This window comes from Prochlorococcus sp. MIT 0916 (assembly GCF_047305155.1).
Lineage (GTDB): Bacteria > Cyanobacteriota > Cyanobacteriia > PCC-6307 > Cyanobiaceae > Prochlorococcus_B.
In genome coordinates, this window is sequence record NZ_CP138980.1 from 100744 (window position 1) to 115057 (window position 14314).

Genomic DNA, 14314 nt, shown 5'->3' on the forward strand with positions numbered 1-14314 from the left:
GATAATCCTATTTACGAGTTTTTTTACGACTAAACATTGCAAGCATCCTGTCTGTAACAAGGAAACCGCCAATCACATTAAACAAAGCGAATCCAAGAGATATTGATCCAATTATTAGTAAAGGTACATTGTCTCCCGATTTTATTATTAATGTTAATGCTGCCAGCATCGTGATGCCAGAAATTGCATTAGCCCCACTCATTAGTGGAGTGTGCAAAGTTGGAGGGACCTTACCTATAAGCTCCAATCCCAAAAGGCTTCCAAGGAGAAGCACCCAAAGAGCTTCACTAAAAAAACTCATGACCTAATTCCTCCATTCTCAATAATCTCTGATTTGAGTATTACTCCATCCTTACTAATCAAAGAACCAGCAATAAGCTCATCATCGTTATCAATTAAAAACTTACCCTCTTTAAACATTGGCTGAAGAAGAGACAATAAATTTCTCGAATATAGAGAACTGGCATGATTCGGTATTGAACAAGGCAGATTAGAAGCACCGACAATCTTGACCCCTTTTCTAACAATAGTTTCTCCTGGTTTTGAACATGCACAATTACCACCATTAAGCACAGCAAGATCAACCACTACCGAACCAGGGCGCATATCATCCAACATATTCTCATCAATAAGCTTGGGGGCTTTTTTACCAGGCACCTGCGCAGTACAAATTGCTACGTCAGCTTCAGATAATTGTTTTGCCAATTCTTTTCTCTGCGCGACAAGAAATTCATCGGAGACTTGTTTTGCATATCCACCTGATTCTGATGGAGATTCATCAATCTTTGGAAGCTCAATGAATCTTGCTCCTAATGATTCAACTTGCTCCTTTACCGCCTCTCGAATATCACTCACATAAACAACAGCCCCGAGTCTTTTTGCTGTTGCAATAGCTTGCAGCCCTGCTACCCCAGCTCCTAAAACGACAACTTTTGAAGGCTGAATTGTGCCAGCAGCAGTCATTAACATTGGGAAATATCGATCAAGAGCACTAGCCGCTAAAAGTACAGATTTATATCCAGCTATATTTGCTTGCGAAGATAATGCATCTGATGATTGAGCTCTGCTAATTCTCGGAAGCAACTCCAAAGATATTGCAGAAATCTTTTGGGATTTTAATTTTTCGGCTAATAATTTATTCCCATAAGGGTCCAATAAGCCCACAAGGAAAGAGCCAGATTTTAAATGTGAAAGAAATTTATCTTCTGGAGGTTGAACGCAGAGAACAATATCAACTATTTTTTTTACCTCAGTATTTTCCTTTTCAACTAATTCAGCCCCAGCCTCCACATAAGAATTATCAAGAAAACCAGCAGCCTCTCCTGCACCTTTTTCAAAAAAAACCTTACAGCCTAGGCCCAAAAACTTTTTGACAGTTTCTGGAGTAGCAGAAACGCGTGTTTCCCCTAAAGCTGATTCGCAGGGAATTAAGAAACTAACCAAAGTAAAAATATTTATCCTCCTTAAGACTAGGAGAGGAAAGGTTTGAATACCAGCATTTTTAGTTAAGAAAGGTTTTCCTAATAGTTTTCCTTGGCTATGAAGGAAATGAGAAAATGTTATCGATCAAGAAAAAATGAGCCTCACCGCGATCGAATGTCCTGATGGTGTTTGTCATAGCCATCACGGTGGGCATGCTGTTCCAAGAACAGCTATGCAAAAAAACCTTCAAAGTCATGGCAAAGAATGGTGTGAGCGATTAGCAGAACGAATTTACGAAATGTCTGTAGACACTTTTTCTCAAACAGTGATGCCAAGCCTTCATTCTTCTGGGTGGCAGAGGAAACATCTTGACTGGGAATTCAAACTTGCAAACAAAGAATCTGAGCCAGACGAAGCTTTGGTTGAAGGTATTATCAACGCGACTGAAAGTTTTTTAAGAAGTAGCGAGGTACATCGACTATTTATTCAAGAACTTGTTCAAGGCACATTTGCAGAGGCTAAAGATGATAAATTACCATCTAAAGCTGTTAGGAAAGTAATAGAGAATGAAATAATTGTAATGATTGAAGGTAAAAAAGAAGAATTAACGAATAAGATAGCAAAAGCCCTTGAAGAAGAAGCTAATGGTGATTTTGAATTAGCTAAAAATGCTGCGATTGAGGGTATTAATGATGTTGAAAAACTATTAATCAATCATACTGAAGCAGTTTAACGTGTTAGCCAAAAAATATTTAAAGAATTATATTAATTAGCCATCAATATTACCGCCATCCCAAAAGAACGCTATTAAACCCAAACATTAAGGAAATCTTAAATCTTAAGTGATAATTTCGTTTTCCAGACAAAACGCAAATTTGTACCAAAAAACACAAGTTAACCGACCAATGGCATGTCAAGGTGTTGTCGTTGGGGATTAATTATGAATGCTTCTTTCAACAAGAGAATAAGTATCGCAAGCTGTTGGGCAGCAAGCAGAATAGCTTTACTTGATAGCGTGGAAAGATATGAAGATAGTTATGCTATCAACCAGGAATTCTGTGAATGGATTACATGTGTCAATACTTACCCTGAGGGAGTAAAAGCCTCAACCTTACAAGTTCCTAATTTTCAAAAAGAAAATTTTGACGCTGATGAACTTTTAGAGCTCTGATTTTAAATAAATTTGAGATTTAAAAATAATCCTTTTTATGCTTTAAATACACTTTCAAGATTTTTTCTTATATCGTGTAAGACAGTTTGATTTTGGTATGGCATGCCAGCCGAGAAAAAAGAATTAAAAACTGAAAATTTAGTAATTGTAGGATCAGGACCCGCTGGATATACCGCCGCTATATATGCGGCAAGAGCGAATCTTCAGCCGCTGCTTATTACTGGTTTTGAAAAAGGTGGAATCCCTGGTGGTCAATTAATGACGACAACATTTGTAGAGAATTTCCCAGGTTTTCCTAATGGAGTTCAAGGACCAGAATTGATGGATTTAATCAAATCTCAAGCTGTTAGATGGGGGACAAAATTAATTGAAGAAGATGCCATATCAATTGATCTAAGCAAAAGACCCTTTTCTATTGTTACTTCCACTCAAAATATTAAATCAAACTCGTTAATCATCTCCACTGGAGCAAGCGCCAATCGTCTAGGTCTTAAAAACGAGAAGTCATTCTGGAGCAAAGGCATTAGTGCCTGTGCAATTTGCGATGGGGCGACTCCTCAATTTAGAAACGAAGAATTAGCCGTAGTTGGAGGAGGGGACTCAGCCTGTGAAGAAGCTGAATATCTAACTAAATACGGTAGCCATGTACATTTATTAGTCAGATCAAAAAAGTTAAGGGCTTCTGCCGCAATGGCCGATCGAGTAAAAGCCAATTCCAACATTTCTATTCATTGGGAAACTGAGCTTTTAGATGTTTTAGGTAATGAATGGTTGGAGAAATTAAAAGTTAAAAGAAAAAATACTAACCATGAAGATGTAATTTCAGCTAAGGGGCTTTTTTACGCAATTGGTCATACTCCTAATACTTCTTTATTCATTAATCAATTAAATACAGATTCAAAAGGTTACTTACTAACAGAACCTGGAAGACCAGAAACTTCGCTAGAAGGTGTTTACGCAGCTGGAGATGTTGCCGATTCGGAATGGCGTCAAGGCGTTACAGCTGCAGGCAGTGGTTGCAAAGCAGCTCTAGCCGCTGAAAGATGGCTAACAAGAAATAACCTAGCAACTCTTATCAAACGAGATGAATTAGAGCCATCAAAGGCTGAGTCGACAAAAACTTTAGAGGTAAGTAACGAGGAAAATTATGATCCCGAGAAAACTTGGCAAAAGGGAAGTTATGCACTGAGAAAGTTGTACCATGAGACCCAAAAACCGCTTTTCGTAATATATACATCTAGTAGTTGTGGGCCTTGCCACATACTCAAGCCACAACTTCACAGAGTTCTTAACGAATCAAATGGAAAAGCAATAGGTGTTGAGATTGACATTGAGAACGATCAAGATATTGCTAAACAAGCCGAAGTTAGTGGAACTCCAACAGTACATCTTTTCAAAAATAAGGAATTAAAAAAACAATGGAAAGGTGTCAAAGCAAGAAGTGAATATAAATCCGCGTTAGATGAACTAGTGAATTAGCGAATTATCTTTTCCTTGGCCCTCCTGGTCTATTACCGCCTTGCCTTCCTCCTCCAGGACCTACATTTCTTTCTCTATAAGTAATACGACCTCTAGTTAAATCATAGGGACTTATTTCAACAAGAACTTTATCTCCTGCGAGCAATTTTATTCTAAATTTTGTCAATTTACCTGCCGCCCTACACAAGCATTGATGTCCAGCAGGCTGTTCAAGAGTTACAAGATAAAATCCATTTCCTTGCTCTTTTTCAATCACGCCGGATGTTTCAATCATGTGTTTTTTTTTGCATCACTAATTAACTAAAATGATTGTATTCTAAAAAGTCTTTAATTAACCAATAAATGTATATTTAACTAAAAATGTCTTGCAGCTCTCGAGCAGTTTGAAATTGTCCATAATAATAATTCGCGGAAGCTCTTAAACTGGCATCAGACAAACCATCAAAAGCTTCAAATCCAATACTTTTCCATAACTCATTACCACATAACTTATCTAGTTCTGCAGAAGCTTCTTTAGATAGATTTTCGAGTCTTCTATTAAGGTTCTTGATTTGACTAATTGACATCAGAAGAAAGATTTTACTTAATAGTACATATTAACTATATTTTTGCAATAGCTCATATTGGAAATTTCTTTTTCTCTTCGATATCAAGATCAACTCCAATATCTTTAAGCCTTTTCAATATGACTCCGTAATACTCTTTTATATACCCCTCCATTGTTGTTAAATCGGCTTGATTCAAGCCAAAAGCAGCATAAGTATCATCCATGGGTGCATCCAATTTGCCTCCACTACCGCTCAATTCAGAGAAAGAGAGCCTTTCGGCTACATTTAAGGTTGGTTCGAAAAACGATACAACTGATTGAGCAACGGAAATTATTGTGGGAGAAACTTTTAATACTCTTGCTCTTTTTTCACTGAACTTTTCACATAGATCTACTAATTCTTTAGCGCTCCAAGCTTTGGGTCCAACAATAGGGAATCTTCTTTTTATGGTTTGGGGCCTGTCTAAAGCTGCAACAGCAAATCGAGCTATGTCCTGAGTATTCATATAAGCAATATCAGTAGGATTTCCACTTATCCAAACTGGCTCATTATTTAAAATAGGAATAGCAAATTGACCTATTACCCCTTGCATGAAAGCGACACCTTGCAAGATGGTGTAGTCCAAAGATGAACTTACCAATAATTCTTCAGTACAATATTTAATGTCCATTAATGGGATCTTTCTATACTTTTCTGCACCTAACAAAGATAGAAATACAACTCTTTTCACATTTTTTTCTTCGCAAGCATTATATAAATTTAACTTTCCATCCCAATCTATTTCGTAAACGCTGCGCGGATCATCAGGTCTGCTAGTAGCTGCATCAATAACAGCATCAACCCCATCAAGAGCGTACTCAATATCTTTTTTGTTTATTAAATTGCCACGAGTTAATTCACAACCCCACTCTTGAAGAAATGAAGCAGATTTTGGTTTTCTAACCATACAGCGCACTTTATGCCCTGCATCTATGGCGTTTTTGGCTATTTGGCGACCAAGAGTTCCTGTGCCACCAATCACCAGAACTTGCATAGTTGAATTCATTACAAGATTGGAGCTTAAATGGGCAAACTATGGATTGTGGAAATTAATCACCTTGAAGTTTCAAAAGAAGGACTCCTCCTAAAAGCCCAACGGGAATTAAAACCCAAAAGACTGCAGCGATTCCAAAAATTTCTGATGCCATTCAGATAATTTAACTCATTTACTATTAAAACCTAAAGCCCTTACATTCAGATAACAATCCAAAGGCATCAGCAAATTTTTAAAATAAACTTAAAATGGTATAAAAAATTATAAAGCTCAAAGTTAAAGTGAGTTTTGAACTAAATGCAGTCAAATATTTTTAATAAAGACCCTTTCATTGGATCCCCTGACTGGGGTGAGTCTAAATACTGGAGCTACAAAGATCTTAGGGTTCACTTCAGAGTGACTGGTAATGAATCTAATCCTCCGATTGTTCTAATTCATGGTTTTGGAGCAAGCAGCGATCACTGGAGAAATAATGCGGAAGTCTTTGCTTCAGAAGGGTTTAGGGTCTTCGGAATAGATTTAATAGGTTTTGGGAAATCAGAGCAAAATCTTCAAGGAAAAATAGAGTATTTAGAGAATCAATTTTGGGCAAATCAATTAGCTTCTTTTCTTGATGAAATTGTAGATATTAAAAATAACGGTAAGGTTATATTAATTGGGAACTCCTTGGGAGCTTTAACAGCAATCACAACCCTCTCTGAGAGACCTGAGTTAATAAAAACAATAATTGCAGCTCCAATACCAGAGCCAGTTTTTATTAATCCAATTAAATTTTCTTTTCCAAGTTGGCTAATAAAAATTAAAACTTTTTTGATAAAAATTATTTTTCATTTATTTCCACTTAAGACATTAATAAATTTAATATCTAGAACAAAATTAATTACTTTTGCTCTTCAAAGCGCTTATTTTCGTTCAATTTCAAATGACACTTCATTAAAGAGGATAGTTACAGTCCCTGCGAGGAGAATCAATGCCTCCAAAGCTCTCAGAGCTATGTGCATTGGAATGAGCAATAGACCCAATTCTGCAAAAGGTCCATCTATCATTGAAAAGATTAAAAACCTTCCAAATCGCCCACCAATTTTATTAATTTGGGGCAAACAGGATAAATTGATACCAATATTTTTAGCAAAAAAACTAATAAAGCTCCATCCTTGGCTTAAATTATCTGTAATTAATGAAGCAGGGCATTGCCTCCACGATGAATTACCTAAACATTTCAATCAAATTGTTCTGAAATGGCTGAAGAACTTAAAAACTTCTAAGTAAAAAATATGAAGCACACACTTTCAGTTTTAGTTGAAGATGAATCTGGAGCATTAAGCAGGATTGCAGGCCTTTTTGCACGGAGAGGATTTAATATTGATAGCTTGGCTGTTGGACCTGCAGAAGCAAAAGGAATATCCAGATTAACAATGGTCGTTCAAGGGGACGAATCAACACTTCAACAAATGACTAAACAACTCAACAAATTAATAAATGTTTTAGAAGTTCTTGATTTAACCACTTTGCCAGCTGTAGAAAGAGAGTTAATGCTCTTGAAGGTCTCTGCATCATCAGAAAACAGAGGGAAAATTTTAGATCTTGTTCAAGTTTTTAGAGCAAAAGTTGTAGATGTTTCTGATAATGCTTTAACACTTGAAGTTGTTGGAGATCCAGGCAAACTTGTTGCTCTAGAAAACTTATTGAAACCTTATGGAATTTTAGAAATAGCCAGGACGGGAAAAGTTGCTCTTAAAAGGGCCTCAGGGGTCAACACAGAAATGTTAAAAGCTAAAAAATAATATTTTTCAATCAAGAATCGACTCTTTTTGCTTCAATTATAAAATCTTCTTCTTCTATCAAATCAACTATATTCATGCCATTAATGACTTTTCCAAAAACAGCAAACCTTCCATCAAGTTCTGGCAAAGATTTTAGCAATATATAAAACTGCAAACTTGCTGAATTTACTGCTTTTGATCTTGCCATAGATAAATATGATCTTTTATGCTTAAGTTCCATTTTATTTATTTGAACAGACGCATCAATTTCTTTTCCATATGTTGGTAAATTATCCGTTTTTAGTTTAATTTCTAAAGGTATATATCTTATTTTCCCTGTTTTAGTGTCTAGAAAGTTATTTTTATTTTCTATTAAGCTATTGTCTCCACCTCTTATTAAAAAGGGGTAGGGTTGTTTTATAACCCTATTGAAAATTGTTTTATTATATGCACCTTTTTCAACAAGATCTATAAAGTTTCCAACAGTGATTGGTGCCGATTCACCATAAAGCTCTAGCTTTATATTCCCTTTATTAGTAATTAATAAGACATATTCATTTGATGTTAAGCATGGAAATCTTGTAGAAGAGCATATATCTAAATTTTCATTTTTCTTTAAAGAAGAACATCCGGTTATTAAAATCAAATTAACAAGTAAACAGATATAAAGTGACTGAAAAAATTTAAAATTGAAAGACGTATTATTCAACTTATTCAACATTTTTTCAATTTTATTATTCTTTTTAAATTCCTTCAAGGTTAATCTCTAAAAATCTAGCAACTTCAGCTCCTTCATTCTCTAAATCCAATAAAGGCTTGGGAGATCCAACTCTAGATATTGGTAAGTCTTTCCTACCTTTAATTCTCAAAGAAACTCTTCTTCGTGGATTAAAACCTTCTCTAACTTCTAATTTAACGGCTTTAATTTCATTAATAGGAATTTCAATTTCGATATTTTTTAATAATCCTCTTCTGTATAAGGATAAAACTCCTTTGTTTTTATCAAATCTATTTACTCCAGAGCCATAATCAATACTAATAATTCTCCAAAAATAAAGGGCTAATAAAAAAGCGACAACACCATAAATTCCCATAACCAACCCTTGGGGAACAAAAATCAATGTAGAAGGATTACCCAAGGGTAAGAAATCTCTACCAAAATAACTAGATAATGAAGCCAGCAAAAATCCAACGCCCCCAATGCTGAGCATTGAAGCAACTAAATAGTTCGAAACCTTACGCGAACCTTTAATTTCTTGTTCTAGAACCAAGCCAGATAACTCTTTTCCTGATTGACTTAAATTAGATTCGGTTGACATAATCTCGTGAAATTGGGGACAAAATCCCTTTTAAAACATTATAGAGACTAAGTTTTTGACAATTGATAACTAGCAATAAAAAAAATTTATTTTATCTCATTTCAATACAAGGGATTTCATCAAGTTAAAGATTTACCCACAAACCCCGTCATAGTTGTTAAAGTCTCCGACGTATACAAAAGCTCAGCAACGCTCCTCCCATGACGATCGCTGTTGGAAGCGCAACAGAACGAGGTTGGTTTGACGCCCTCGATGACTGGTTAAAGCGCGACCGATTCGTATTTGTTGGTTGGTCTGGACTACTTCTCTTCCCTACAGCTTTCCTAGCTATTGGTGGATGGTTTACAGGTACAACCTTCGTTTCTTCCTGGTACACCCATGGTGTAGCCAGTTCTTACCTTGAGGGATGCAATTTCCTCACAGCCGCTGTTAGTACTCCTGGCGATGCCATGGGTCACAGTCTTCTATTCCTCTGGGGACCAGAAGCTCAGGGCGATTTAACACGCTGGTTCCAGCTTGGTGGCCTATGGAATTTCGTTGCTCTACACGGTGCATTTAGTCTTATTGGCTTCATGCTTCGTCAATTCGAAATTGCAAGACTAGTTGGTATCCGTCCATATAACGCACTTGCTTTCTCAGCAGTTATTGCAGTATTCACTGCTTGCTTCCTTATCTATCCTTTAGGACAGCACAGTTGGTTTTTCGCTCCTTCCTTTGGAGTTGCAGCAATATTCCGTTTCATCCTCTTCATTCAAGGATTCCACAACATTACTCTTAACCCATTCCACATGATGGGAGTAGCTGGAATTCTTGGTGGTGCTCTTCTTTGTGCTATTCACGGTGCAACAGTTCAGAACACTCTTTACGAAGATTCAAGTCAGTACTCTGACGGTAAAAATCAGAGCACAACTTTCAGAGGTTTCGACCCAGTACAAGAAGAAGAGACTTACTCATTTATTACTGCAAACCGTTTCTGGAGTCAGATTTTCGGAATTGCATTCTCAAATAAGCGTTTCCTTCACTTCTTGATGCTCTTCGTGCCAGTAACAGGTATGTGGGCCGCATCAATCGGAATTGTTGGATTAGCTCTAAACCTTCGTGCTTACGACTTCGTTAGCCAAGAAATCAGAGCTGCTGAAGATCCTGAATTCGAAACTTTCTACACCAAAAACATCCTTCTTAATGAAGGTATGCGTGCATGGATGTCTTCTGTAGACCAACCACACGAAAACTTTGTATTCCCTGAGGAGGTACTCCCACGTGGAAACGCCCTTTAATAATTTACTCAACGCTCCTAATCAAAGTCTTGAAGAGACTGGTTACGCCTGGTATGTAGGAAATGCAAGGCTAATCAACCTTTCAGGAAGACTATTAGGTGCTCACATTGCTCACGCAGGACTAATGGTGTTCTGGGCAGGCGCGATGATGCTTTTCGAAGTAAGTCACTTCACCATGGATAAACCCATGTGGGAGCAAGGCTTAATTTGTATGCCTCATGTAGCCATGTTTGGATACGGCATTGGCCCAGGCGGAGAAGTTACAGATGTTTGGCCATTCTTCATCGCAGGTGTTATTCACCTTGTTGCATCTGGAATCCTTGGCTTTGGAGGTGTTTTTCACTCTTTAGCTGGACCAGAGAAACTTGAAGAAGCTTTCCCATTTTTCTCTACTGACTGGAGAGATAAAAATCAAATGACCAATATTCTTGGTTTCCATTTGATTGTATTGGGTATTGGATCTCTTCTATTTTCCCTTAACTGGATGTACTTAGGTGGTGCATACGACACTTGGGCTCCTGGCGGAGGAGAAGTTAGGCTGATCAACCCAACTCTCGATCCAAGAGTTATTTTTGGATATCTACTTTCAACCCCTTGGGGTGGTCAGGGTTGGATCGTTGGTGTTAACTCAATGGAAGATATTGTCGGAGGACATGTTTACCTTGCTGTTATAGAAATAATTGGTGGTATATTCCACGTCGTTACTGGGCCTTATGGATGGGCAAGAAGAGCCTTTATCTGGAATGGTGAAGGACTTCTTAGTTATGCACTTGGTGGAATCTGTGTAGCAAGTTTCATTGCTTCTTGTTTCATCTGGTTCAATAACACTGCTTATCCATCAGAGTTTTATGGTCCAACAAACGCTGAAGCCTCTCAGGCCCAAAGTTTCACATTCCTAGTTCGTGACCAACGAATTGGTGCAAATGTGGGTTCAACTATGGGACCAACTGGTTTAGGTAAGTACCTAATGCGCTCTCCTACAGGTGAAATCATCTTTGGTGGAGAGACAATGCGTTTTTGGGACTTTAGAGGTCCATGGTTAGAGCCTCTTCGAGGTCCTAACGGATTAAGTCTTGATAAAATTCAAAATGATATTCAGCCTTGGCAAGTTCGCCGTGCTGCTGAATACATGACTCATGCTCCTAACGCTTCTATCAACTCAGTTGGTGGAATCATTACCGAGCCTAATGCTGTTAACTTTGTTAACTTGCGTCAATGGCTTGCAGGTGCACAATTCTTCCTTGGTTGGTTTACTTTTGTAGGTCACCTTTGGCATGCTGGACGTGCGAGAGCCGCTGCAGCTGGATTTGAAAAAGGTATCAGTCGTTCACAAGAGCCTGCTCTTTCAATGCCTGATCTAGATTAGATCCCTTAATAAATAAAAAAAAGTCCTCTTTATAGAGGGCTTTTTTTTATTTTCAAAAATACTTGATCTTACTATTGCTTCCTATCTAAAAGTAACCTAGATAAACCAAATTTTTCTAAATTAGTTTTCAACCAAGGCAAGCTAAGTCCAACAACATTGCTAAAACATCCTTCTATTCTTTTTATAAATAGTCCGCCGTAACCTTCAATCGCAAATCCCCCTGCACAATTGTATGGTTCTGGAATTGAAGCATATTTTATGATCTCAATATTGGATAAAGACATAAATTCAATTTTTGTGCTCACGACCCCATCACAATATTGATTTAATGAATTACTTTTCATATCTAATTTGGAATCATCCAACGAAATTAAATAGTGACCTGTATGCAAAAAACCAGACTTACCAGACATCCTTTGCCATCTGGATATCAATTGCTCTTTATTAATTGGCTTTTCGAAAATTTCACCCTCAAACTCAAACAAAGAGTCACAACCCAATAAAGCTTGAAAGTTATTTAAGGAAGGATTGTCTTTTTTCAACTTTTTTAATGAACTATCAGCTTTACCCTTAGCTAATAATTCGACCTTCAAAATTGGATCTGGTTCCTGCAGCTGTGTTTCATCAAAATCACTTACAATAACTTTGTGTCTCAAAGCTATTTGATCAAGTAATTTTTGACGTGCTTTGGATGCAGAGGCAAGCACAAACATAGAAAACTAAATTTTTTAATACCTAGGATCATTATTGATCTTTTATTGAAAAATAAATCCATTTAATTAAATGTTGCTGATTGACCAGAAAATCTTTAGAAGAGCAAAGAAAGGTATTAGGAATTGTCCTTTCAACTTATTTCTTTTTCAAACTCTCCAGAAAGGTAGTCTTAGTGCTCAGAATGTTTTTGAGCATAAAGCAAAATATTTGAATCAAGATTTTATGTTTATCAATAGTTCTTTATTCATAGAGAATGAATTTCTTAAATTAATTAAAATAGGTGTTTTAAGAAGGGAAGTCGACGGCCAAGGGCTTACTTCAAAAGTTCGTATTACACCCATAGGAAGACAAGTCCTTGAAGACCCTGCAGACTTATTTACAAAAGAAATATCGGTTATAAAGAAAATAATTACATGCCTAAAATACCAATTGACACCAAGATGATTACAGGACTAAAACATACTCCATTAATGGTTTTAGGAACCTCTAGTGGTGCTGGTAAAACGCTTATAGCTACTGCTATTTGTAGATTTTTAAAAAGGAAAGGGGAACATCCAATTCCTTTCAAGGGTCAAAACATGAGTAATAACGCTTGGGTTGATACTCAGGGAAGAGAAATGGCATATTCTCAAGCACTTCAATCTTGGTCTGCAGGCTTAGAGCCAAGTGCTGCAATGAATCCTGTTCTACTTAAGCCAAAGGGAGATTGCACAAGTGAAGTGATTCATCTAGGCAAAAGTGTAGGCTCCTGTAAGGCGATAAATTACTACGAAGACTGGTTCGATTCAGGCTGGGAAGCTATTAAAAAAGGTCTAGCAATATTATTGAAGAGTAAAAAAGACGGAAGACTTATTCTTGAGGGAGCTGGAAGTCCCGTAGAAGTAAATTTGCAACATAAAGATCTTACAAATTTGAAATTAGCTAAATTTTTAAATGCAAGTTGTATTTTAGTAGCAGATATTGAAAGAGGAGGAGTTTTTGCTCAAATCATTGGCACAATTGCATTGATGAAACCTGATGAAAAAAGATTGATCAAGGGAATAATTATTAATAGGTTCAGAGGCGATAAAGCCTTATTCGAATCTGGAGTTACATGGATAGAAAAAGAAACAGAAATTCCAGTTTTAGGAATATTGCCTTGGCTAAAAGAAATTTTTCCGCCTGAAGATTCCCTTGATCTACTTGAAAGGAAACAAATAAATCAAAGTGCAGAAATAGAAATCGCAATAATAAAATTACCTAGGATTAGCAATTTTTCTGATTTAGATCCTTTCTTTAGCGATTCAAGTATTCAAATGAGATGGATAGAACCTGGACAAGACCTAGGTAAGCCAGATGTATTAATAATTCCTGGAAGCAAACAGACTATTAAGGATTTAGAGACTTTAAATAAAGCTGGTTTAAGCAATCAAATAAAAGTTTATGCCAAAAATGGAGGAAATATTTTTGGCATATGTGGAGGATTACAAATGCTAGGAAAATCATTGGAAGACCCACATCAGCAGGAAAGTATTAATGAAACAAGTGAATATTCAATTATTGGGATGAATCTTCTTCCAATCAAAACAACCTTTGGAGAAATCAAGCACACTTCACAAAGAGAAGAAAAAGTTTCATGGCCAGATTCTCAGAATATAAAGGGGTTTGAAATGCATTATGGAGAAAGTGATTTGATCAATAATAAAGACTCCGAAATCATTTCTCTGTTTAAAAACAGTTCTTTAGGTTGGGTAATTGAAAAAAAAGATAAAAGCTTTATTGGAGGAACATATTTACATGGAATTTTTGAAAATGATGAATGGCGTGAGCAATGGATAAATAAAATAAGACAGAAAAAAGGATTAAATAAACTAAACGCTAACGCAGAACAAAATCGTGATAAAAGAGAGAAGTTATTAGATTTATTAACTGATGCCTTCGAAAGAAATATCAATATAGACAATTTAATCAAATGATCTAAACAATGAAAAATGTAAAAATCAACTGGCCTAATAAGAAATCAAGTAAATGCTGTCCTGGAGTTGATTGGTTAAAAGCTGCATATGATGCAAATATCGATATCCCTACTGGATGCCTAGGAGGAAGCTGCGGGGCATGCGAAATAGAAGTTAACGGAAAAGTAGTACGGGCATGTATCGCTTCAGTGCCGAACGAAAAAGAACTTAATATTGAATTTTTTAGTGATCCTTATTGGTAATAAAAAATATATCCTCTTGTCAGAT

Annotated in this window: 19 protein-coding genes; 10 read left to right on the forward strand and 9 right to left on the reverse strand. The window is 36.5% G+C overall.

Annotated elements, in window-relative coordinates; translation table 11 throughout:
• Positions 1 to 7: 7 nt before the first annotated feature.
• On the reverse strand, positions 8 to 301 hold the full coding sequence (locus SIB53_RS00480) for an NAD(P) transhydrogenase subunit alpha (RefSeq protein ID WP_413678292.1): 294 nt from the start codon (positions 299 to 301) through the stop codon (positions 8 to 10).
• Positions 298 to 1443 carry a Re/Si-specific NAD(P)(+) transhydrogenase subunit alpha gene (locus SIB53_RS00485; RefSeq protein ID WP_413678293.1) on the reverse strand — a complete coding sequence of 382 codons (1146 nt, stop codon included), beginning with the start codon at positions 1441 to 1443 and terminating at the stop codon, positions 298 to 300. Before SIB53_RS00485 ends, SIB53_RS00480 begins: the two co-directional genes overlap by 4 nt.
• 133 nt (positions 1444 to 1576) lie before the next feature.
• Between SIB53_RS00485 and SIB53_RS00490 the strand changes: the two genes are divergently transcribed.
• The 3 genes from SIB53_RS00490 to trxB all read left to right on the forward strand — a co-directional run bounded on the left by SIB53_RS00490 (position 1577) and on the right by trxB (position 4072).
• The gene (locus SIB53_RS00490) at positions 1577 to 2155 is read left to right on the forward strand and encodes an EF-1 guanine nucleotide exchange domain-containing protein (protein WP_413678294.1); all 579 of its coding nucleotides are present in this window, start codon (positions 1577 to 1579) and stop codon (positions 2153 to 2155) included.
• A 207-nt stretch (positions 2156 to 2362) separates the two neighbouring features.
• Entirely contained in the window at positions 2363 to 2593 is a 231-nt protein-coding gene (locus tag SIB53_RS00495; protein WP_269611312.1) for a hypothetical protein, read from the forward strand.
• A gap of 102 nt (positions 2594 to 2695) precedes the next feature.
• Positions 2696 to 4072 carry a thioredoxin-disulfide reductase gene (trxB, locus tag SIB53_RS00500; protein ID WP_413678295.1) on the forward strand — a complete coding sequence of 459 codons (1377 nt, stop codon included), beginning with the start codon at positions 2696 to 2698 and terminating at the stop codon, positions 4070 to 4072.
• A gap of 4 nt (positions 4073 to 4076) precedes the next feature.
• Here trxB and infA read toward each other — a convergent pair whose 3' ends face one another.
• The 4 genes from infA to petM form a co-directional block, all read right to left on the reverse strand.
• Positions 4077 to 4346 carry a translation initiation factor IF-1 gene (gene infA, locus SIB53_RS00505; protein WP_011294847.1) on the reverse strand — a complete coding sequence of 90 codons (270 nt, stop codon included), beginning with the start codon at positions 4344 to 4346 and terminating at the stop codon, positions 4077 to 4079.
• 76 nt (positions 4347 to 4422) lie between these two features.
• Positions 4423 to 4638, reverse strand: coding sequence for a hypothetical protein (locus tag SIB53_RS00510; protein WP_413678296.1), 216 nt, complete (start codon positions 4636 to 4638; stop codon positions 4423 to 4425).
• Positions 4639 to 4690: 52 nt separating this feature from the next.
• Complete coding sequence (locus SIB53_RS00515; RefSeq protein WP_413679162.1) at positions 4691 to 5653, reverse strand: NAD(P)H-binding protein; 963 nt, start codon at positions 5651 to 5653, stop codon at positions 4691 to 4693.
• Between the two features lie 55 nt (positions 5654 to 5708).
• Complete coding sequence (gene petM / locus SIB53_RS00520) at positions 5709 to 5807, reverse strand: cytochrome b6-f complex subunit PetM (RefSeq protein ID WP_011294850.1); 99 nt, start codon at positions 5805 to 5807, stop codon at positions 5709 to 5711.
• A 143-nt stretch (positions 5808 to 5950) separates the two neighbouring features.
• On the opposite strand from petM, the gene SIB53_RS00525 reads away from it, so the two are divergent.
• A complete protein-coding gene (locus SIB53_RS00525) occupies positions 5951 to 6922 on the forward strand; it encodes an alpha/beta fold hydrolase (RefSeq protein ID WP_413678297.1) in 972 nt (323 codons plus the stop codon).
• 5 nt (positions 6923 to 6927) lie between these two features.
• Entirely contained in the window at positions 6928 to 7437 is a 510-nt protein-coding gene (ilvN, locus tag SIB53_RS00530) for an acetolactate synthase small subunit (protein ID WP_269610978.1), read from the forward strand.
• Between the two features lie 10 nt (positions 7438 to 7447).
• Here the strand turns inward: ilvN and SIB53_RS00535 are convergent, their stop codons facing one another.
• Positions 7448 to 8173, reverse strand: coding sequence for a peptidylprolyl isomerase (locus SIB53_RS00535; RefSeq protein ID WP_413678298.1), 726 nt, complete (start codon positions 8171 to 8173; stop codon positions 7448 to 7450).
• Positions 8160 to 8735 (reverse strand): photosystem I assembly protein Ycf4, encoded by a 576-nt coding sequence (locus tag SIB53_RS00540; RefSeq protein ID WP_413678299.1) that lies wholly within the window; start codon positions 8733 to 8735, stop codon positions 8160 to 8162. The genes SIB53_RS00535 and SIB53_RS00540 overlap by 14 nt, the downstream gene beginning before the upstream one ends.
• A 200-nt stretch (positions 8736 to 8935) precedes the next feature.
• Here SIB53_RS00540 and psbD point away from each other — a divergent pair, with 200 nt between their 5' ends.
• Both psbD and psbC read left to right on the forward strand, forming a co-directional pair.
• Positions 8936 to 10012 (forward strand): photosystem II D2 protein (photosystem q(a) protein), encoded by a 1077-nt coding sequence (gene psbD / locus SIB53_RS00545; RefSeq protein WP_413678300.1) that lies wholly within the window; start codon positions 8936 to 8938, stop codon positions 10010 to 10012.
• Positions 9996 to 11378 (forward strand): photosystem II reaction center protein CP43, encoded by a 1383-nt coding sequence (gene psbC / locus SIB53_RS00550; RefSeq protein WP_413678301.1) that lies wholly within the window; start codon positions 9996 to 9998, stop codon positions 11376 to 11378. The genes psbD and psbC overlap by 17 nt, the downstream gene beginning before the upstream one ends.
• Positions 11379 to 11449: 71 nt before the next feature.
• On the opposite strand, the gene SIB53_RS00555 is transcribed toward psbC, so the two are convergent.
• Entirely contained in the window at positions 11450 to 12091 is a 642-nt protein-coding gene (locus SIB53_RS00555; RefSeq protein WP_413678302.1) for a nucleoside triphosphate pyrophosphatase, read from the reverse strand.
• Positions 12092 to 12161: 70 nt separating this feature from the next.
• On the opposite strand from SIB53_RS00555, the gene SIB53_RS00560 reads away from it, so the two are divergent.
• The 3 genes from SIB53_RS00560 to SIB53_RS00570 are packed head-to-tail and all read left to right on the forward strand — an operon-like array spanning position 12162 to position 14289.
• Complete coding sequence (locus SIB53_RS00560; RefSeq protein WP_413678303.1) at positions 12162 to 12536, forward strand: Npun_F0494 family protein; 375 nt, start codon at positions 12162 to 12164, stop codon at positions 12534 to 12536.
• A gap of 26 nt (positions 12537 to 12562) precedes the next feature.
• Positions 12563 to 14047, forward strand: a complete 1485-nt coding sequence (locus SIB53_RS00565; RefSeq protein WP_413679163.1) for a cobyric acid synthase — start codon at positions 12563 to 12565, stop codon at positions 14045 to 14047.
• Between the two features lie 8 nt (positions 14048 to 14055).
• On the forward strand, positions 14056 to 14289 hold the full coding sequence (locus SIB53_RS00570; protein WP_413678304.1) for a 2Fe-2S iron-sulfur cluster-binding protein: 234 nt from the start codon (positions 14056 to 14058) through the stop codon (positions 14287 to 14289).
• The last annotated feature ends 25 nt before the right edge of the window (positions 14290 to 14314 follow it).